The sequence below is a fragment of the Pseudomonas sp. MOIL14HWK12:I2 genome (genome assembly GCF_000510745.1).
Taxonomy (GTDB): domain Bacteria; phylum Pseudomonadota; class Gammaproteobacteria; order Pseudomonadales; family Pseudomonadaceae; genus Chryseomonas; species Chryseomonas oryzihabitans.
In genome coordinates this window covers 203,207-221,012 of sequence record NZ_AZOA01000012.1, presented here as the reverse complement: position 1 = coordinate 221,012, position 17,806 = coordinate 203,207, and the positions used below count along the sequence as shown (strand labels likewise).

Here is a 17,806-nt window from a genome sequence, read left to right as displayed (position 1 = left end):
CTAGGCTTCCTCGGCGGGAAATTCGACCCGCACCCGCAGTCCGCCGAGCGCGCCGTCCAGCAACTGGATGCGCGCCCGGTGGGCAGCGCAGATCTCACCGACGATGGCCAGTCCCAGACCGGCGCCCCCGGATTGCGGATCCAGGCGTTGAAAGCGCTCGAAGACCTTGGCCCGCGCATTGGCCGGAATGCCGGGGCCGTCATCCTCGACTTCCAGCACCGCCGGGGCCAGCACCCGCACCACGATGTTGCCACCTGACTGGCTATGGGCCAGGGCGTTTTCCACCAGATTGCAGAGCAGCTCGTTGAGCAGTGTCGGCTCGCCGATCACCGGCGCCTTGGCGAAGGGCTCGAAGGCCAGGGCGACGCCCTTGGCATGGGCCAGGGGGGCCAGCGCCATGGCCAGTTCCCTGGCCAGATCGCTGAGTTCCAGGCGTTCGGCGCCGCCTTCGGCGATGGCCTGGGCGCCGCTCTCGATCCGCGCCAGTGACAGCAGCTGGTTGGCCAGGCGCGCCAGGCGATCGGTACTGGCGCGGGTCTCTTCCAGGGTGGCGTACCAGGCCTGGGGCTCGCGTTCGCGCAGGCCCAGCTCGACCCGCGCCTTGATCGCCGCCAGCGGGGTACGCAATTCGTGGGCGGCGTTGGCGATGAAGTCCGCCTGACGCTCGAACAGCCGCCGCAGGCGCAGGGTGAAGCCTTCCAGGGCATGCACCAGCGGCAGCAACTCCTGGGGCGCCCGCACCTCGGGCAGCGGCCGCAGGTCGTCCACGCCCCGCTCTTCCACCGCCTGGCGCAGACGCTCCAGGGGGCGCAGGGCGGCGCCGACCGCCATCCACACCAGCAGGATGGCACCCAGCCCCATCAGTCCGAGGCGGATCAGGGTGTCGGTGAGCAGGCTGCGGGCCACCTCCTCGCGGGCTTCGGCGGTCTCGGCGACGCGGATCTCGGCCATGCCGGTGAGATCCGGCTGGCTGACCGGCTGGGCCAGGCTGACCACCCGTACGTCCTTGCCGCGATAGGTGCTGTTGTAGAAGCGCGCCAGGGCCGGATAGTCGCGGGTCAGCGGAGCGTCCGCTGGCGGTGGTGGAATCTCTTCGTAGCCGGAGATCAGCCGGCCGCGGGTATCCAGCACCTGGTAGAAGATGCGCCCGACGTTGTCGTAGGCGAAATTGTCCAGGGCGATGTAGGGCACGTCGGCGCGCAGGGTGCCATTGGTGGCCGACAGGCCGGCGGCGATGGTGCGGGCCGATGCCAGCAGCGTCCGGTCATAGGCCACGTCGGCCAGCCGCCGGCCATTGAGATAGGCGGCCAGGCTGCTGACCGCCAGGATCACCGCCAAGAGCACGACCAGTCGCAGCAGCAGTCGCTCACGCAGACTGCCTGCCGCCTTCGCCACTTCAGCCATGCTGCTCTTCCAGCAGATAGCCCAGGCCGCGGAAGGTGACGATGCGCACGGCGCCGGCTTCCAGCTTCTTGCGCAGGCGGTGGACGTAGATCTCGATGGCCTCGGGACTGGCTTCCTCGTCCAGGCCGAAGACCTGGGCGGCCAGTTGCTCCTTGCTCATGACCCGTCCGGGGCGGGCGATCAGCGCGGCCAGCACGGCGTGCTCGCGCGAGGTGAGCGACAGCGCCTCCTCGCCCAGGGTGAAGCGCGAGGTGTTGAGGTCATAGATCAGCGGGCCGCAGCGCTGCTGGCGATCGCCGCCCAGCACGCTGCGGCGCAGCAGGGCCTTGACCCGGGCTTCCAGTTCGGTGAGTTCGAAGGGCTTGGCCAGGTAGTCGTCGGCGCCTAGGTTGAGCCCCTGTACCCGATCCTTGACCTCGCCGCGGGCGGTGAGCATCAGCACCGGCAGGCGATCGCCGCGCTCGCGCAGGCGCGCCAGCACCTCGAAGCCATCCATGCGCGGCAGGCCGACGTCGAGAATGGCCAGGGCATAGCTTTCGCTCTGCAGGGCCAGGTCGGCGGCCACGCCATCGTTGAGCAGATCGACGTTGAGTCCGGCATTCTTGAGCGCCTGGGCGACGCTTTCGGCCAGTGGCGGATGATCTTCGACCAATAGGATGCGCACGCTGACAGCTCCCGCTCAAAAAATCCGAGTTTACCGGATACCGGCCGGCTGGCCTGCAGCCGGAACCCCACTATCGCCGCCTTTCACATCTGAAAGGCTGTTGAAAGCTTGGCGGTCTAGAGTGAAAGGTAGCGGTCCCAGAACCGCATGATGCTTGCCCAAGCGCCACCCCTGGTTGGCCAACAACAATAACAAGCGGAACGACATCCATGCTCGCCCTCGCGCAGCTCCACGTGCTCCCGTATCTCTTCTCCGAACGATCGCCGCCCTGGCGAGCCTGAGCCGTGTCCGCCTGTCAGCTTCTGAAATAACAACAAAAGGAAGACGTCGATGAGCACCACCTTGCGCACCCTCACCCTGACCCTGGCCGCCTCCGTGCTGCTGTCCGCCCAGGCCATGGCCGAACCTAAGCGTCCCGAATGCATCGCCCCGGCCTCCCCGGGTGGCGGCTTCGACCTGACCTGCAAGCTGGCCCAGAGCGGCCTGGTGGAAGCCAAGCTGCTGGACAAGCCCATGCGCGTGACCTACATGCCCGGCGGCGTGGGCGCGGTGGCCTACAACACCGTGGTGGCCCAGCGGCCGGCGGACGGCGACACCATCGTCGCCTTCTCCAGCGGTTCGCTGCTGAACCTGGCGCAAGGCAAGTTCGGTCGCTTCGACGAGAAGGCCGTGCGCTGGCTGGCGGCAGTGGGCGCCAGCTATGGCGCCATCGCGGTCAAGGCCGATTCGCCCTACAAGACCCTGGGTGACCTGGTCGAGGCGCTGAAGAAGGACCCGAGCAAGGTGGTGATCGGCTCCGGCGGTACCGTGGGCAGCCAGGACTGGATGCAGACCGCGCTGATCGCCAAGGCCGCCGGCATCAATCCCAAGGATCTGCGCTACGTGGCTCTGGAAGGCGGCGGCGAGATCGCCACCGCGCTGCTGGGTGGGCACATCCAGGTCGGCAGCACCGACATCTCCGACTCCATGCCCCATGTCGAGGCCGGCAACATGCGCCTGCTGGCGGTCTTCGCCGAGCAGCGCTTCGACGAACCGGCGATGAAGGACATCCCCACCGCGCGCGAGCAGGGCTACGACATCGTCTGGCCGGTGGTCCGCGGCTTCTATGTGGGCCCGAAGGTCACCGACGAGCAGTACAACTGGTGGAAGACCAGCTTCGACAAGCTGCTGGCCTCCGACGACTTCGCCAAGCTGCGTGATCAGCGCGAACTCTTCCCCTTCGCCATGACCGGCTCCGAGCTGGACGCCTATGTGCAGAAGGAAGTCGCGCGCTACCGCGGCATGGCCAAGGAATTCGGCCTGATCCAGTAACGAGCCCCCGCCCCTGGCGCCCTTCCGGGCGCCTTCGAGGATGTCGACATGATCTTCCAACGCGCCTTCATGGCGGTCTGGCTGGTGGCCGGACTCGTCATGCTGTTCATCGCCCGGGATTACCAGGCGCCCTTTTCCTACGAGCCGGTCGGTCCGCGGGCCTATCCGATGCTGATGTTCGGGCTGATGAGCCTGGGCCTGGCCTATCTGATCATCCGCCCCACGCCGATCGGCGATGGCGAAGACCAGAAACCGCTGGACGCCTCCTCGCTGCGCAAGGTAGTGGCCTGCTGCGCCATCCTGCTGGGCTATGCCCTGACCTTCCAGCCGCTGGGCTTTCCGCTGAGCGCCTTCATCACCGCCACCCTCTGCGGCCTGCTCTACGGCGGTCGCCTGATGCCCTGCGCCCTGGTCAGCCTGCTGCTCGCCATCGGCCTCTATGTGCTGTTCGATCGGGTGATGGAAGTCCCCCTACCCCTTGGCGTGCTGGAATTCCTGGAGGGCTGACATGGATACCTTGAATTTTCTGATGCAGGGCTTCGGCGTCGCCATGACGCCGACCAACCTGATCGTGGCCCTCATCGGCACCCTGATCGGCACCGTGGTCGGCCTGCTGCCGGGTCTCGGGCCGATCAACGGCATCGCTCTGCTGATCCCGGTGGCCTTCGCCCTGGGTCTGCCGCCGGAAACCTCGCTGATCCTGCTGGCAGCGGTCTATCTGGGCTGCGAATACGGCGGGCGGATCTCCTCGATCCTGCTGAACATCCCCGGCGAAGCCGCGACCATGATGACCTGCCTGGACGGCTATCCGCTGGCCCGCCAGGGCATGGCGGGCGTGGCCCTGTCGCTGTCGGCCTGGAGCTCCTTCATCGGCGCCTTCATCGCCACCTGCGGCATGGTGCTGTTCTCGCCCCTGCTGGCGAAATGGGCGATCGCCTTCGGTCCGGCGGAATACTTCGCGCTGATGGCCCTGGCCATCCTCAGCCTCTCCGGCATGGCCGCCGAGAAGCCGGTCAAGACCCTGGTCGCCGCCCTCTTCGGCCTGGCCATCGCCTCCGTGGGCATCGATGCCAACAGCGGCGTCTACCGCTTCACCTTCGACAACGTGCACCTGGCCGACGGCATCGACTTCGTGATCCTGGTGCTGGGTCTGTTCTCGGTGAGCGAACTGCTCCTGCTGCTGGAGCAGACCCATCATGGCCAGGTCGCGGTCAAGGCCACCGGGCGCATGCTGTTCAACGTGCGCGAAGCGCGCAGCGTGTTCATGGTCAACCTGCGCAGCTCGGTGAGCGGCTTCATCATCGGCGTGCTGCCGGGTGCCGGCGCGACCCTGGCCAGTGCCCTGGCCTACACCACCGAGAAGCGCATGGCCGGTGCCGATGGCAAGTTCGGCAAGGGTGACCTGCGCGGCCTGGCAGCGCCGGAAACCGCCATCGGCGCGGCGGTGTGCGGCAACATGATTCCCATGCTGACCCTGGGCATCCCCGGCTCGGGCACCACCGCGGTGATGATCGGCGCCCTGACCCTCTACAACATCACCCCCGGCCCGCTGCTGTTCCAGAACGAGCCGAATCTGGTGTGGGGTCTGATCGCCTCGCTGTTCATCGCCAACGTGATGCTGCTGATCCTCAACGTGCCCATGGTGAAGATGTTCACCAAGATCCTCGAGGTGCCGAACTGGTCGCTGGCCCCGGCCATCGCCATCATCACCGGCATCGGCGTCTATGCGGTGCACGCCACCACCTTCGACCTGGTGCTGATGGTCTGCGTGGGCATCTTCGGCTACATCATGCGCAAGCTGGACTTCCCGCTGTCGCCGCTGCTGCTGGGCTTCATCCTCGGCGAGCTGATGGAAACCAGCCTGAGACGCGCACTGTCGATCTCCAACGGCGACATGGGCATCCTCTGGCAGAGCGGTATCAGCCAGGCCATCTGGATCGTCTGCATCCTGATGGTGGCCCTGCCCTTCTACCGTGCCTGGCGCAAGCGTCGCGCGCCCAAGCCCGCGACCGTCTGAGGTTGGCGACACCCGCGCCCGCGGCCGGAGTCCTTCCGCCCGCGGGCTTTTTCGTTCAAGAAGTTTTGAAGCTCTTCTTCGGATAGATATCGTAGCGGCTGGACTTGCCCTCCAGCACGTAGCCGGGCTTGGCGCCTTCGATGGCCGGCGCCTTGCGCGGGCGCTTGACCACCACCCGGTGACTGGCGCGGGCCAGGGCCGCGGCCAGCAACGCCGGGGCGTCCAGGTCGTCGCCCACCAGCGGCCGGAACAGGCGCATCTCCTTCTTCACCAGGGCGCTCTTGTCGCGGTGCGGGAACATGGGATCCAGGTAAATCACCTCGGGCACCTCGCCCTCACCGCGCTGCAGGTAGGCGGTGGAGTCGGCCTGCACCAGGGTCATCAGGGCGGCAATGGCGGCCGCCTCGTGATCCCGCGCGGCGCGGGCAAGGCCGTCTTCCAGCAAGGCAGCGATCAGCGGCTGGCGCTCGACCAGCGTCACCGCACAGCCCAGGGTGGCCAGCACGAAGGCGTCGCGCCCCAGACCCGCAGTGGCGTCGAGGATGCGCGGACGCACGCCCGGGCCGATCCCGACCGCCTTGGCGATCATCTGGCCGGCGCCGCCGCCGAACTTGCGCCGGTGCGCCGCCGCGCCCTCGACGAAATCCACCCGCACCGGACCCGGCGCCTCCGGGCCGCGCTGCACCAGTTGCAGGCCCTGGGCGCCCACCTGCACGGCGAATTCCTCGGTGGTGGCGCTGCCCAGGGGCAGGCCCAGGCGCGCGGCCCAGGCCGCGGCGGCCTCGGTGAAGGCGGGTTCCAGGGCTTCGACGATAAGCGCGGGGTGGGCGGTGGACATGGGCGACTCGCAGGCGAAAAGACCCGTCATTCTACCGGCAGACGCGAAAGCCACCCATGTCGACATGGAAATGATCGCGGTGCGCCGCGTTGTAGTCCGGTCCCAGGGTGGTATTGAAGGACCGGCAGGCCCCGTCGCGCACCAGCCGCAGGAAGCGCTGGGCCTGGGGATCGCCGGTCCAGTCCCGCGCCACGCTGATGCGCCGCCCATCGGCCAGGCGCAACCCGGCGATGTCCAGGGCATTGGCGGTGGCGTGATGACTGCGCCGGCCACTGGCGCGGCCATAGATATTGCGGCAGGCGAAGCTGCCATAGTGCTCCACCTCGGCCACCCGCTGGCCATAGACGGCTTCGGCCGCCGGCTGCAGCGCCTGTCGCTCGAACAGCGCGAAGCTCACCGCCAGGGGACAGCTGGCGACAAAGCTGCCGCTGAGTCTCACCCCTTCACCGCGCTGGATGCGCACGGCCCGCTCCAGCGGACAGTCGGCCGACCCCGCATTGCCGCGCAATTCCCGATAGTTGAGCGCCGAGGTGGCCAGGGACGCCGCGCAATAGTCGGCATCGGCCTGCAGACGCCAGAGCTTGAGGCGAGTGACGGCATTGGTGGGGGCCTGGATATCCAGCGGCGCCCAGGGATTGTAGGCCGGCGGGATACGCAGCCAGCCCTGGTCGAAGGCGGTATGCAGACCGCCATAGAGCAGGATGACGAGACCGAGCAGGTGTCTGGCTTTCATGCGGCGCGCCGAAGGAGATTCGCGAGGCGGTAGACCTCATCTGACCGGAGCGAGCCGCGGGAATGCCGGCGAAAACGTCGCCAAACGTATCGCGACAACCGGCGTGGGCTAGAGCAGACCGAGTTGTTCGGTGTCGGCGGTGCTCAGCTCGGGCAATGCCGGCAGACCGGGCAGGCGTTCGCGCAGCTGGGCATGGAATCTCAGGGCCAGTTCGGGCGCCTGGCGGTTGTCCGGGGTGTGCAGGAAGACATAGGGCACCTTGCCCGCCTCGATCCAGTCGGCCACCCGCGTGACCCACTTGGCCAGATAGTAGTCGTTGGCGGCCAACTCCAGGCGGCCGATGAAGCGCACCTGGGGATGCTCGCTGAACGCCAGGGCGCGAGCCGGAACCCGCGGTTTCTTGGCTTGGGCCAGGCGCACGGCCGGCTCACTCGGATCGGCGCTGAACAGCGCGGCCGAATCCAGGCCGACGCGCTCCACGCCCAGGTCCATGAGCAGCCGGTTCAGGGCCCGCTCGGACTCGCCCTTGTCGAAAAAGGCCAGGTGCCGGACCTCCACCGCCAGGGCGCAACGCGGCGCCATGGCCGAGAGAAAGACCTGCAGTTCCTTGAGCCGATCGGGCCCGAAGCCCGCTGGCAGTTGCAGCCACAGGGGGCTGGCCCGTTCACCCAGGGGCGCCAGCAATTCGAGAAAGGTACGGGCGCTGGCGAGTTGCACCCGCAGATCCTCGGCATGGCTGATGTCGCGGGGAAACTTGGCGCAGAAGCGAAAGCCGGTCGGCATCAATTCGGCCCAGCGGCGGATGGTGTCCGCCGCGGGCCAGGCGTAGAAGGTGGTGTTGCCTTCCACGGCGTTGAACACCTGGGCGTAACGCGGCAGGAAATCACCCGGACGCAAGCCGTGGTAGAGGCTCTCGCGCCAGGCGTTGTCGTTCCAGGAGGGGCAGCCGAGAAAGTACGGCAGCATCAGGCGTAGAGGTCGAGGCCCACGACGCTGGAGGAGCCGTCCGGCTCGGCGCCGAAGGCGGCGGTGCTGCCGTAGCTGGCCAGGGCCTGCTGGGCACGGGCAGTGAGCTGACTGGCGAAGCGCCCTTCGCGCTCGCTGAGCACCAGGCCGTTACCGTTACCATTGTCGGCATCGGTCGCCGCAGCCGCTTCCACACGGCGGAGGGGTGCGACGTCGGGCCGGGGATTGCCTGCGGCCTCCCGGGCGATGGCATTCTGGCGGGCGTCCTCATCCTTCGCCACCTCGCGTACGGGCGTGACCGCGCGCGAGGAACGATTCAGGGGATAAGCAGAGGAGGCATAGCCGCTGTCAATGCGCATGGCAGGTCCCGAACGGATGGCACTACTCTAAGTAGGGTCGAAAGCTATGACAATCAAGGGCCGGACGCCCGTCGCGACCGGCGGACGAGCGGCATCTACAGCTTGGACGTCAGACTATTACGCGTGGTTTCCTGCCGTCAGACCGACTGCTTGGGAGTGGCGACCCGATCACGCAGATAAACGGGTTGCGCCGCTTCGGACTCGGCCGACACGGCTTCGCCGCGCTGCCAGGCGGTGGCCGCCAGAACCGCCAGGTCCCGGGCATGGGGCAACAGAGTGGCATCCTGCTCGATCAGCGGCACGGCCATGCGGCCGACATAGCCCCAGCCGGTGCCGGCACCGAACCAGTCGCCGGTGGCGGCGGCCGGCAGGGCAATGGCCTCGGGCGCCAGCACGGCTTCCGCCCCCGCGAGCACCATGGCCGCGCCGTCGAGGCGATAGCAGCCCCAGTAGACCTCGTCCATGCGCGCGTCGATGGCCGCAGCCACCTGGGTCACGCCGCGCTCGCGCCAGGCGCGCTGGGCGATGATCGCCAGATTCGACACCGGCAGTACCGGTCGGTCCAGGCCGAAGGCCAGGCCCTGCACCACGCCGATAGCGATGCGCACGCCGGTGAAGGCGCCCGGACCACGCCCGAAGGCGATGGCGTCCACCTGCGCCAGACTCAGACCGGTCTCGGCCAGCAGCTCCTGCACCATGGGCAGGACCCGCTGGGCATGCAGGCGCGGCGCGATCTCGTAGCGATGGATGATCTCGTCGCCCAGGTGCAAGGCGACCGAGCAGGCTTCGGTGGCGGTGTCGAGGGCGAGCAGGATGGACATGGGGCAGATCCGCAACTGGGAAAAGGGCTGCGCATTCTAGAGGAAGACGGGTCGCGAGGGGACCCGCCCATCGGTCGTGACGCCAGGACGGCGCCTTGACCGGACCGCCTGCAGGCACAGGCGGCCGTGACCGGCGCTTAGTTCAGCGCCTGCAGCACCTTGGCGGTGATGGCATCCACCGAACCCACGCCCTCGATGCGGCTGCACTTCGGCGTGCCCTGGGCGGCGCCCAGCTTCTGGTAGAAGTCCACCAGCGGCTTGGTCTGGGAATGATAGAGGTCCAGACGCTTGCGAATGGTGGCTTCGCGGTCGTCTTCGCGCTGCACCAGCGGCTCGCCGGTCAGGTCGTCGGTGTCGGCGACCTTCGGCGGATTGTGTTCGATGTGATAGACGCGACCCGAACCCGGGTGCACGCGGCGACCGGACAGGCGCTGGACGATTTCTTCGTCATCCACGGCGATTTCCAGCACGTGGTCGATCTTGACGCCGGCGGCTTCGAGGGCCTCGGCCTGGGGAATGGTGCGCGGGAAGCCGTCGAACAGGAAACCCTTGGCGCAATCGGCGTCGAGGATACGCTCGCTGATCAGGGCGATGATGATCTCGTCGGAGACCAGGCCACCGTTGTCCATGATGTCCTTGACCTGCAGGCCCAGGGGCGTGCCGGCCTTGACCGCGGCCCGCAGCATGTCGCCGGTGGAAACCTGCGGAATGCCGAATTTCTCAGTGATGAACCGGGCCTGAGTACCTTTGCCGGCACCGGGCGCTCCCAGCAGGATTACGCGCATCTGTAGCTCCTTAGAATGGTCTCGGACTGGCAGCCCGCGCAGGGCGCTGTCGCGATGATTGTTGTCGACGACACGAGACGGCCAAAGGGACCAACCATACACAGCGCCCCCTGGCCGCACAAGTTACCAAGCGTCGCAGGTGCCGGGCCCGTCCAGACGACCCCGGGCGCCGGCAAAAGCGACAGTCTGTTCAACCGGTATTGCGCAGTCCTGCGGCGATCCCGGCCACGCTTACCAGCAGGGCCTGATCGAGCGCCGCCGGCTGGCTTTCGCCGGCCGCCCGCGCCCGGGCCAGCAGCTCGATCTGCAGGAGGTGCAGCGGATCGAGATAGGTGTTGCGCACGGCGATGAACACCAGGGTTTCCGGATGGTGTTCGAGCAACTCGCCCTGCCCGGTCAGGCGCAACACCGCCACGCCCGCCTGGCGCAGCCGCTCGCGCAGCTGGCTGCCGAGCACCTGCAGGTCGGCTTCCACCAGGCGCTGGTCGTAGAGCCGCGCCAGTTCGGCCTCCGCCTTGGCCAGCACCATCTCCAGCATGTCGATGCGGGTCTGGAAGAACGGCCAGCGCTCGCGCATCTCGCGCAGCAGCGGCGACTCGCCCCGGCGCTCGGCTTCTTCCAGAGCCCTTTCCCAGCCGAGCCAGGCCGGCAGCATCAGCCGCGTCTGGGTCCAGGCGAAGATCCAGGGGATGGCCCTGAGGCTTTCCACGCCGCCTTCGCGGCGCTTGGCCGGGCGACTGCCCAGGGGCAGCCGGCCCAGCTCCTGCTCGGGGGTGGCCTGGCGGAAATAGCTGACGAAGTGCGGGTCTTCGCGCACCACGCCGCGATAGGCCTGCAGGCTGTCGCGGGCCAGGCGATCCATCTGCTCGCGCCAGGCCGGCTCCGGCGCGGGCGGCGGCAACAGGGTGGCTTCCAGCACGGCGCCCAGGTAGAGCGCCAGATTCTGCTCGGCGATGGCCGGCTGGCCGAACTTGAAGCGGATCATCTCGCCCTGTTCGGTGGTGCGGAAGCGCCCGGCCACCGAGCCCGGGGGTTGCGAGAGGATGGCCGCGTGGGCCGGGCCACCGCCCCGCCCCACGGTGCCACCGCGGCCATGGAACAGCAGCAGCTCCACGCCCCGACTGGCGCAGATGTCCACCAGGGCTTCCTGGGCACGGTACTGGGCCCAGGCCGCCGCCAGGGTGCCGGCGTCCTTGGCCGAATCGGAATAGCCGATCATGACCTCCTGGGGACCGGCCAGGCGCGCGCGGTAGTCGGGCAGATCGAGCAGGCTGGCGATGGCGCTGCCGGCATGATCCAGGTCGTCGAGGGTCTCGAACAGCGGCACCACCCGCATCGGCTGGCGTACCCCGCACTCGCGCAGCAGCAGCTGCACGGCGAGGACATCCGACGCCGCGCCGGCCATGGAGATGACATAGGAGCCCAGGGCATCGGGCGGCGAGGCGGCGATCACGCGGCAGGTGGCGAGCACCTCCTGGGTATCGGCCTCCAGCTCGGCGTCCAGCGGCAGCAGGGGACGCCGGCTGCCGAGCTCGCCACGCAGGAATTCCAGGCGCTGTGCCTCGCTCCAGGCGGCGTAGTCGCCCAGATCGAGATAGCGGCAGATATCGGCCAGGGCCGCGGCATGGCGCGCGGCGTCCTGGCGGATGTCCAGGCGCACCAGATAGAGACCGAAGGTACGGGCCCGGCGCAGGGTATCGAGCAGGGAGCCATCGGCGATGACGCCCAGGCCACAGTGCTGCAGGGAGTCGTAGCACAGCTGCAGCGGGGCGATCAGCTCGGCGTTGTCGCTGAGGATATGACGGGCGCCGGCATGGGGATCGGTGATGGCATGGGCCGCCCAGCTGCGGGTGATCTGCAACCGCTCGCGCAGCACCTTGAGCACCTTGCGATAGGGTTCCGGGTGATCGCCGGCCTGTTCGCGCAGGGCCGGACTCGCCGCCTGCATGGACAGCTCCGCGGCCAGCCGGTCGACATCGCGCAGGTAGAGATCGGCGGCCATCCAGCGCGCCAGCAGCAGCACCTCGCGGGTGATGGCGGCGGTGACGTTGGGATTGCCATCGCGATCGCCGCCCATCCAGGAGGAAAAGCGTACCGGCGCCGCGGTCAGCGGCAGGCGCTGGCCGGTGCGTTCCTGTAGGCAGTCGTCCAACTTGCGCAGCAGGCTGGGGATCGCCTGCCACAGCGAATTCTCGATCACCGCGAAGCCCCACTTGGCTTCGTCCACCGGCGTCGGCCGCTGGCGGCGGATCTCCTCGGTGTGCCAGGCCTCGGCGATCAGCCGACGCAGCCGTGCCTCGATGGCGGCCACCTCGGCGGAGGTCAGGTCGCGATGATCGAGGGCCGCCAGCTGCGCGCTGATCTCGTCGTATTTCTGGATCAGGGTCCGCCGCGAGACCTCGGTGGGGTGGGCGGTCAGCACCAGATCGATGTCCAGCGCCGCCACCCGCTCGGCCAGCTCGCTACCCGCTTGACCGGCCGCGCCCAGGCGCTCCAGCAATTCCGGCAGTACCTGCTGCTCGAAGGGCGGCGGCTCGTCTTCGGTGCGGCGTCTGACCCGGTGATATTCCTCGGCGATGTTGGCGAGGTTGAGAAAGTGACTGAAGGCCCGCGCCACCGGCAGCAGTTCGTCTTCGGCCAGGGTATCCAGGGTGTCGCCCAGTTGGCGGGCACCCTCCGCGGAGCCGCCACGGGCGGCCTTGGCGCCCTTGCGGATCCGCTCGATCTTGTCGAGAAAGGCCGCGCCATGCTGGTCGGCAATGGTCTGCCCCAGGAGCTCACCCAGCAAACGCACCTGCTCGCGCAGGCGAACATCGATTTCCACCATCTCGTGCTCCTCGAAAGTACCGGTTCGGACCTCACGGCAACCGCTGCGGTCTAGCGCAGAGGACAGCACCCCGCTGTCACGGTTGCAAGCCCCGGCTGTTGCAGGGTGCCCAGCCGCGCTCGACCTGAATATCCGACCTTTGCCTAAGCCACGGGAGATGCCCATGAAGATTCGCGAACTCGCTCACCAATGGGAGCAGCAGGCCACCACCTCCAGCACCACCCGCCGCTACCACCTCGACCTGGAGCTGGAGACCGCGGCCCGTCTCGAGGCCCTCTGCGAACTCTATCCCCAGCGCACGCCCGAGGCCCTGCTCGGTGAATTGCTGGCGGCCGCCTTCGAAGAGCTGGAGGCCAGCTTTCCCTATGTGCAGGGCGAGGACGTGGTGGCCACCGACGAGCTTGGCGATCCCCTCTACGCCGATGCCGGCACCACCCCGCGCTTTCTCGAATTGGCGCGCAAGCACCTGCATCGCCTGCAGTCCGAAACGCCCGACTAGCCGCCGACCTGCACCTTTACCTACAGCGCTACCGCTCTGCCAAGGGCCTCCGCGCCCTGGCGAAATTCGATAGCCAGTGAACATTTTTGTCGGATGAGCGGTCACACATTCAGACCGCAGCGCTGGACGAGGGCTGGTTGTCAGCACCCGCCTCGGGCCTCTCAGGGCCGCGCCGGGCTTGTTTCCACATGCGGCTTTACATGACCAGGCGCCCGCCCTGCCCGTGCCGGCGGCGCGCTTTTCGGATCAACAACGGAGCTTGAATCCATGAAGAGTGCCACTGCCCAAAAGTCCCTTTCCAAAGCCTGCACCCTGAAACTGGCAGCCCTTGCCCTGGGCAGCTCGCTGTTGCTGGCCGGTTGCGCCGGCAATCCGCCGACCGCGCAGATGGCCGTGACCCAGTCCGCCGTCAACGAGGCCGTGAGCTCCGGTGGCAACCAGTTCGCGCCCATCGAGACCAAGTCGGCCCAGGACAAGTGGACCCAGGCCCAGACCGCTCTCTCCAACGAGAAGTACGACGAAGCCAAGCAACTGGCCGAGCAGGCCGAGTGGGATGCCCGCCTGGCCACCCGCAAGACCCAGGCCGCGAAGGCCGATGCCGCGCTCAAGGATGCCCAGAACAGCATCCAGCAGATCCGTGAGGAAGGTCAGATCAACCTGCAGCTCCAGCAGAACCTGCAGAAGAAGGTCCAGCAGTAAGCGACCGCCCCTTTCCTCCCTTCACGAATTAAAAGGACGACCATCATGCGTAAACACATTCTGATCCCTGCCGTGTCGCTGCTCAGCCTGGCCCTGGCCGCGTGCTCCACGCCGCCCAACCCCAACCTGGAAAAGGCCAAGTCCGACTACTCCGCCCTGGAATCCCAGCCGCAGGCCGCCCAGCTGGCCGCCCTGGAGACCAAGGACGCCGGTACCTGGCTGCAGAAGACCGAGAAGGCCTACAAGGACGGTGAAAACGAGAAGACCGTCGACCAGCTGGCCTACCTGACCAACCAGCGCATCCAGACGGCCATGCAGACCATCAAGCTGCGCATGACCGAAGCCCAGATGCAGGGCGTCGATGCCGAGCGCACCCAGGCTCGCCTGGACGCCCGTACCGCCCAGCTCAAGCAGCTGCAGGATGCCCTGCAGGCCAAGCAGACCGAGCGCGGCACCGTGGTGACCTTCGGCAACGTGCTGTTCGACTTCAACAAGGCCGAACTCAAGCCCCAGGGCTATGCCAACGCCCAGAAGCTGGCCGATTACCTGAAGCAGAATCCCGAGCGCAAGGTGATCGTCGAGGGCTACACCGACAGCGTCGGCAGCGACTCCTACAACCAGCAGCTGTCCGAGCGTCGCGCCCAGGCCATCCAGACCGCCCTGGTCAGCGCTGGCGTCGAGCCGAGCCGCATCCAGGCCCGTGGCTATGGCAAGAACTTCCCGGTGGCCAGCAACAGCAACGCCTCCGACCGCGCCCTGAACCGTCGCGTGGAAGTGACCATCTCCAACGACGCCAACCCCGTCGCCCCGCGCATGTAACGACTGCGTGAAGCTAGAAGACCCCGCCCAGGCGGGGTCTTTTTTTACCTGCGGATCGGCTAGCGGCGCCTGCCACCCAGCAGGGAGCCGAGCAGTCCCCGTACCAGCTGCCGCCCGAGCTGATTGGCCGCCTGGCGCGCCGCGCTCCTGAGCGCATTGCCCGCGAGTTCGCCCACCAGATCGCCGAGGGCACCACCCTGCCCGCTCTGGGTCTTTTCCGCTACCGGCGCCTGCGCCGGGACCCGCTCGGCCTGACGATCCCGCAGGATCTCGTAGGCCGATTCGCGATCCACGGCCCGGTCATAGCGACCCGCCTGGGGCGACTGACGGATCAGCGTCTGGCGCTCGGCTTCGCTCAGCGGGCCGACCCGGGATTGCGGCGGGGCGATGGCCACGCGCTGGACCATCGCCGGCGTGCCCTTGTCTTCCAGGCTGCCCACCAGGGCCTCGCCAATGCCCAGCTCGGTCAGCACCTCCAGGCTGTCGAAGGCCGGATTGGGGCGGAAGCCGTCGGCCACCGCGCGCAGCGCCTTCTGCTCCCGGGCGGTAAAGGCGCGCAGGCCGTGCTGGATGCGCAAGCCGAGCTGGGCCAGGATGGTATCCGGCAGATCGGCGGGGGACTGGGTGACGAAATAGACGCCGACGCCCTTGGAACGGATCAGCCGCACCACCTGCTCCAGGCGATCGCGCAGGGCCTTGGGGGTGTCGCCAAACAGCAGGTGGGCCTCGTCGAAGAACAGCGCCAGCACCGGCTTATCGGCATCGCCACGCTCGGGCAACTGCTCGAACAGCTCGGCCAGCAGCCAGATCAGAAAGGTGGCGTAGACCTTGGGCGCCTCGTGCACCAGGCGGCTGGCGTCGAGCAGGTGGATGCGTCCACGGCCGTCAGGCTCGGGGCGCAGCACGTCTTCCAGTTGCAGGGCCGGCTCGCCGAAGAAGGCCTCGGCGCCCTGCTGCTCCAGGGTCGCCAGCCTGCGCAGCAGCGCCTGGGCCGAGGCGCCAGTGAACAGGGCACGGTCCTCGCCCAGGGCGTCGGGCTGTTCGCGCAGATGATTGAGGACCGCCTTGAGGTCCTTGAGGTCGAGCAGCAGCAGGCCTTCGCGATCGGCTACCTTGAAGGCGGCGTGCAAGGCGGCCTGCTGGCTGTCGGTCAGCTCCAGCAGATTGCCCAGCAGCAGCGGGCCCATCTCGCTCAGGGTGGTGCGCAGCGGATGACCGCTCCGGCCATCGACGTCCCAGAGGGTGACCGGATAGGCCTGGGACTGGTGCGGCAGGCCTTGGGCGGCGATGCGCTCGGCCAGCTTGCCCTGGGGGGCGCCGGCCGCGCCGAGGCCGCAGAGATCGCCCTTGATGTCGGCGGCGAAGACCGCGACGCCGGCATCGCTGAAGGCTTCGGCGAGGCGCTGCAGGGTCACGGTCTTGCCGGTGCCCGTGGCGCCGGCGATCAGGCCGTGGCGGTTGGCCAGCTTGAGTGGATGGCCGAGCGGTTGACCAGCGCTCTGGTCATTGGAAACGGCAGTACCCAGGATCAGCAGGGGCGTCGAGGACATGGCGCAGCTCCGTAGCGGTTCTGCGCCAGCTTAACCCGAGCGTCCGGGCTCAGGTACGGTTGCGAATGCGCTCGACGATGGCGGTGGTGGAGCTGTTCTCCACCAGACCGAGGATGCGCACCTCGCCGCCGTAGCCCTGCACGATCTGGGCGCCGACCACCTCGTCCACGCTCTTGTAGTCGCCGCCCTTGACCAGCACGTCCGGGCGCACCTGTTCCAGCAGGCGCTCCGGGGTGTTCTCGCTGAAGGGGATGACCCAGTCCACCGCGCCGAGGCCGGCCAGCACCGCCATGCGCCGGTCGACGCTGTTGATCGGTCGACCGGGGCCTTTCAGCCGGGTCACCGAGGCATCGTCGTTGACCGCCACGATCAGCCGATCGCCCTGGGCGCGTGCCTGTTCCAGATAGGTCACGTGACCGGCGTGGAGGATGTCGAAGCAGCCGTTGGTGAAGACGATCTTCTCGCCATGGGCGCGAGCGTCCTCGATGGCCAGCTGCAATTGTTCGAGGGACAGGACGCCGCGCTCGGAGCCTTCCGAACGCTGCACCGCGCGACGCAGCTCGGGGGCGCTGATGGCGGCGGTGCCCAGCTTGCCGACCACGATACCGGCAGCCAGATTGGCCAGCCCCACGGCCTGCGGCAGGTCTTCACCGGCGGCCAGGGCGGCGGCCAGGGTGGAGATCACGGTGTCGCCGGCGCCGGTGACGTCGAACACCTCGCGGGCCCGGGCCGGCAGGTGCAGGGCCGGCTGGGCGGGACGCAGCAGGGTCATGCCGTGCTCGCCACGGGTCACCAGCAGGGCGCCCAGCTCCAGGCGCGCCATCAGCTCGTTGCCCTTGGCGACCAGCTCGGCATCGTCGGCGCAGACACCGACGATGGCTTCGAATTCGGACAGATTCGGCGTGATCAGGCTGGCGCCACGATAGATGGAGAAATCCTTGCCCTTCGGATCGGCCAGCACCGGGATGTTGCGGGCCTTGGCCAGCTGGATCAGCGCCTGGTGGTTCTTCAGCGCGCCCTTGCCGTAGTCGGACAGCACCAGCACCTTGACCCCGGCCAGCATGGCGGCGGTGTCCGAGGCCAGCGCCTGGGGATCGGTGTCGAAGGGCTCTTCGAAGTCGACGCGGATCAGCTGCTGGTGGCGACTCATGATGCGCAGCTTGACGATGGTCGGCTGCTGGGCGATGCGCTGGAAGCGCACCTGCACGTGGGCGGCTCTCAGGCTGTCGGTGAGGGCATCGGCAGCTTCGTCCTGACCGGTGACGCCGACCAGGTAGGCCGGCGCGCCCAGGGCGGCGATGTTGAGGGCGACGTTGGCCGCGCCACCGGGACGATCCTCGTGCTGGTCGACGCGGACCACGGGCACCGGCGCCTCGGGGGAGATCCGCGAGGTGGTGCCGTGCCAGTAGCGGTCGAGCATCACGTCGCCAACCACCAGGACCGGCGCGAGATCGAAGCGAGGCATGGTCAGCTTCATAGGGACAGGCTCCAAAGCGCGAAAATGGCGGCGATCA

At 68.0% G+C, this 17,806-nt stretch carries 17 protein-coding genes; 6 read left to right on the top strand and 11 right to left on the bottom strand.

Features of this window, described 5'->3' with window-relative positions:
- Both PSK12I2_RS0111945 and PSK12I2_RS0111940 read right to left on the bottom strand, forming a co-directional pair.
- Positions 1–1,404 (bottom strand): sensor histidine kinase, encoded by a 1,404-nt coding sequence (locus PSK12I2_RS0111945; RefSeq protein WP_027598572.1) that lies wholly within the window; start codon positions 1,402–1,404, stop codon positions 1–3.
- A complete protein-coding gene (locus PSK12I2_RS0111940; RefSeq protein WP_007161984.1) occupies positions 1,397–2,068 on the bottom strand; it encodes a response regulator in 672 nt (223 codons plus the stop codon). Before PSK12I2_RS0111940 ends, PSK12I2_RS0111945 begins: the two co-directional genes overlap by 8 nt.
- 330 nt (positions 2,069–2,398) lie before the next feature.
- On the opposite strand from PSK12I2_RS0111940, the gene PSK12I2_RS0111935 reads away from it, so the two are divergent.
- The 3 genes from PSK12I2_RS0111935 to PSK12I2_RS0111925 are packed head-to-tail and all read left to right on the top strand — an operon-like array spanning position 2,399 to position 5,396.
- Positions 2,399–3,379, top strand: a complete 981-nt coding sequence (locus tag PSK12I2_RS0111935; protein ID WP_007161983.1) for a tripartite tricarboxylate transporter substrate binding protein — start codon at positions 2,399–2,401, stop codon at positions 3,377–3,379.
- 48 nt (positions 3,380–3,427) lie between these two features.
- Positions 3,428–3,886, top strand: coding sequence for a tripartite tricarboxylate transporter TctB family protein (locus PSK12I2_RS0111930; protein WP_007161982.1), 459 nt, complete (start codon positions 3,428–3,430; stop codon positions 3,884–3,886).
- A 1-nt stretch (position 3,887) separates the two neighbouring features.
- A complete protein-coding gene (locus PSK12I2_RS0111925; protein WP_027598571.1) occupies positions 3,888–5,396 on the top strand; it encodes a tripartite tricarboxylate transporter permease in 1,509 nt (502 codons plus the stop codon).
- Between the two features lie 55 nt (positions 5,397–5,451).
- Here PSK12I2_RS0111925 and PSK12I2_RS0111920 read toward each other — a convergent pair whose 3' ends face one another.
- The 7 genes from PSK12I2_RS0111920 to ppc all read right to left on the bottom strand — a co-directional run bounded on the left by PSK12I2_RS0111920 (position 5,452) and on the right by ppc (position 12,725).
- Positions 5,452–6,234: a class I SAM-dependent methyltransferase gene (locus tag PSK12I2_RS0111920; protein WP_027598586.1), complete on the bottom strand. Its 783-nt coding sequence runs from the start codon at positions 6,232–6,234 to the stop codon at positions 5,452–5,454.
- Between the two features lie 31 nt (positions 6,235–6,265).
- On the bottom strand, positions 6,266–6,967 hold the full coding sequence (locus tag PSK12I2_RS23935) for an extensin family protein (RefSeq protein ID WP_037007685.1): 702 nt from the start codon (positions 6,965–6,967) through the stop codon (positions 6,266–6,268).
- A gap of 108 nt (positions 6,968–7,075) precedes the next feature.
- Complete coding sequence (locus PSK12I2_RS0111905; protein WP_007161978.1) at positions 7,076–7,933, bottom strand: DUF72 domain-containing protein; 858 nt, start codon at positions 7,931–7,933, stop codon at positions 7,076–7,078.
- Entirely contained in the window at positions 7,933–8,292 is a 360-nt protein-coding gene (locus tag PSK12I2_RS0111900; RefSeq protein ID WP_007161977.1) for a hypothetical protein, read from the bottom strand. The genes PSK12I2_RS0111905 and PSK12I2_RS0111900 overlap by 1 nt, the downstream gene beginning before the upstream one ends.
- A 137-nt stretch (positions 8,293–8,429) precedes the next feature.
- The gene (gene tsaB / locus PSK12I2_RS0111895; protein ID WP_007161976.1) at positions 8,430–9,113 is read right to left on the bottom strand and encodes a tRNA (adenosine(37)-N6)-threonylcarbamoyltransferase complex dimerization subunit type 1 TsaB; all 684 of its coding nucleotides are present in this window, start codon (positions 9,111–9,113) and stop codon (positions 8,430–8,432) included.
- Positions 9,114–9,250: 137 nt separating this feature from the next.
- A complete protein-coding gene (gene adk, locus PSK12I2_RS0111890) occupies positions 9,251–9,898 on the bottom strand; it encodes an adenylate kinase (protein ID WP_007161975.1) in 648 nt (215 codons plus the stop codon).
- Positions 9,899–10,088: 190 nt separating this feature from the next.
- Positions 10,089–12,725, bottom strand: coding sequence for a phosphoenolpyruvate carboxylase (ppc, locus tag PSK12I2_RS0111885; RefSeq protein WP_027598569.1), 2,637 nt, complete (start codon positions 12,723–12,725; stop codon positions 10,089–10,091).
- Between the two features lie 163 nt (positions 12,726–12,888).
- On the opposite strand from ppc, the gene PSK12I2_RS0111880 reads away from it, so the two are divergent.
- From PSK12I2_RS0111880 to PSK12I2_RS0111870, 3 genes are all read left to right on the top strand, one after another.
- Entirely contained in the window at positions 12,889–13,224 is a 336-nt protein-coding gene (locus PSK12I2_RS0111880; protein WP_007161973.1) for a hypothetical protein, read from the top strand.
- 267 nt (positions 13,225–13,491) lie between these two features.
- A complete protein-coding gene (locus PSK12I2_RS0111875) occupies positions 13,492–13,923 on the top strand; it encodes a DUF4398 domain-containing protein (protein ID WP_007161972.1) in 432 nt (143 codons plus the stop codon).
- Positions 13,924–13,968: 45 nt separating this feature from the next.
- On the top strand, positions 13,969–14,742 hold the full coding sequence (locus tag PSK12I2_RS0111870; RefSeq protein ID WP_007161971.1) for an OmpA family protein: 774 nt from the start codon (positions 13,969–13,971) through the stop codon (positions 14,740–14,742).
- A 59-nt stretch (positions 14,743–14,801) separates the two neighbouring features.
- Here PSK12I2_RS0111870 and PSK12I2_RS0111865 read toward each other — a convergent pair whose 3' ends face one another.
- Entirely contained in the window at positions 14,802–16,292 is a 1,491-nt protein-coding gene (locus PSK12I2_RS0111865) for a helicase HerA-like domain-containing protein (protein ID WP_027598568.1), read from the bottom strand.
- Positions 16,293–16,341: 49 nt separating this feature from the next.
- Positions 16,342–17,769 carry a bifunctional D-glycero-beta-D-manno-heptose-7-phosphate kinase/D-glycero-beta-D-manno-heptose 1-phosphate adenylyltransferase HldE gene (gene hldE / locus PSK12I2_RS0111860; protein WP_027598567.1) on the bottom strand — a complete coding sequence of 476 codons (1,428 nt, stop codon included), beginning with the start codon at positions 17,767–17,769 and terminating at the stop codon, positions 16,342–16,344.
- Positions 17,770–17,806: the final 37 nt, after the last annotated feature.

What these genes read in the sequence shown, in the direction of transcription:
- hldE (WP_027598567.1), bottom strand. Translation starts at nt 17,769, where the DNA reads ATGAAGCTGACCATGCCTCGCTTCGATCTCGCGCCGGTCCTGGTGGTT.
- PSK12I2_RS23935 (WP_037007685.1), bottom strand. Translation starts at nt 6,967, where the DNA reads ATGAAAGCCAGACACCTGCTCGGTCTCGTCATCCTGCTCTATGGCGGT.
- PSK12I2_RS0111925 (WP_027598571.1), top strand. Translation starts at nt 3,888, where the DNA reads ATGGATACCTTGAATTTTCTGATGCAGGGCTTCGGCGTCGCCATGACG.
- PSK12I2_RS0111905 (WP_007161978.1), bottom strand. Translation starts at nt 7,933, where the DNA reads ATGCTGCCGTACTTTCTCGGCTGCCCCTCCTGGAACGACAACGCCTGG.
- PSK12I2_RS0111865 (WP_027598568.1), bottom strand. Translation starts at nt 16,292, where the DNA reads ATGTCCTCGACGCCCCTGCTGATCCTGGGTACTGCCGTTTCCAATGAC.
- adk (WP_007161975.1), bottom strand. Translation starts at nt 9,898, where the DNA reads ATGCGCGTAATCCTGCTGGGAGCGCCCGGTGCCGGCAAAGGTACTCAG.
- PSK12I2_RS0111920 (WP_027598586.1), bottom strand. Translation starts at nt 6,234, where the DNA reads ATGTCCACCGCCCACCCCGCGCTTATCGTCGAAGCCCTGGAACCCGCC.
- PSK12I2_RS0111945 (WP_027598572.1), bottom strand. Translation starts at nt 1,404, where the DNA reads ATGGCTGAAGTGGCGAAGGCGGCAGGCAGTCTGCGTGAGCGACTGCTG.
- PSK12I2_RS0111880 (WP_007161973.1), top strand. Translation starts at nt 12,889, where the DNA reads ATGAAGATTCGCGAACTCGCTCACCAATGGGAGCAGCAGGCCACCACC.
- PSK12I2_RS0111935 (WP_007161983.1), top strand. Translation starts at nt 2,399, where the DNA reads ATGAGCACCACCTTGCGCACCCTCACCCTGACCCTGGCCGCCTCCGTG.
- PSK12I2_RS0111900 (WP_007161977.1), bottom strand. Translation starts at nt 8,292, where the DNA reads ATGCGCATTGACAGCGGCTATGCCTCCTCTGCTTATCCCCTGAATCGT.
- ppc (WP_027598569.1), bottom strand. Translation starts at nt 12,725, where the DNA reads ATGGTGGAAATCGATGTTCGCCTGCGCGAGCAGGTGCGTTTGCTGGGT.
- PSK12I2_RS0111875 (WP_007161972.1), top strand. Translation starts at nt 13,492, where the DNA reads ATGAAGAGTGCCACTGCCCAAAAGTCCCTTTCCAAAGCCTGCACCCTG.
- PSK12I2_RS0111930 (WP_007161982.1), top strand. Translation starts at nt 3,428, where the DNA reads ATGATCTTCCAACGCGCCTTCATGGCGGTCTGGCTGGTGGCCGGACTC.
- tsaB (WP_007161976.1), bottom strand. Translation starts at nt 9,113, where the DNA reads ATGTCCATCCTGCTCGCCCTCGACACCGCCACCGAAGCCTGCTCGGTC.
- PSK12I2_RS0111870 (WP_007161971.1), top strand. Translation starts at nt 13,969, where the DNA reads ATGCGTAAACACATTCTGATCCCTGCCGTGTCGCTGCTCAGCCTGGCC.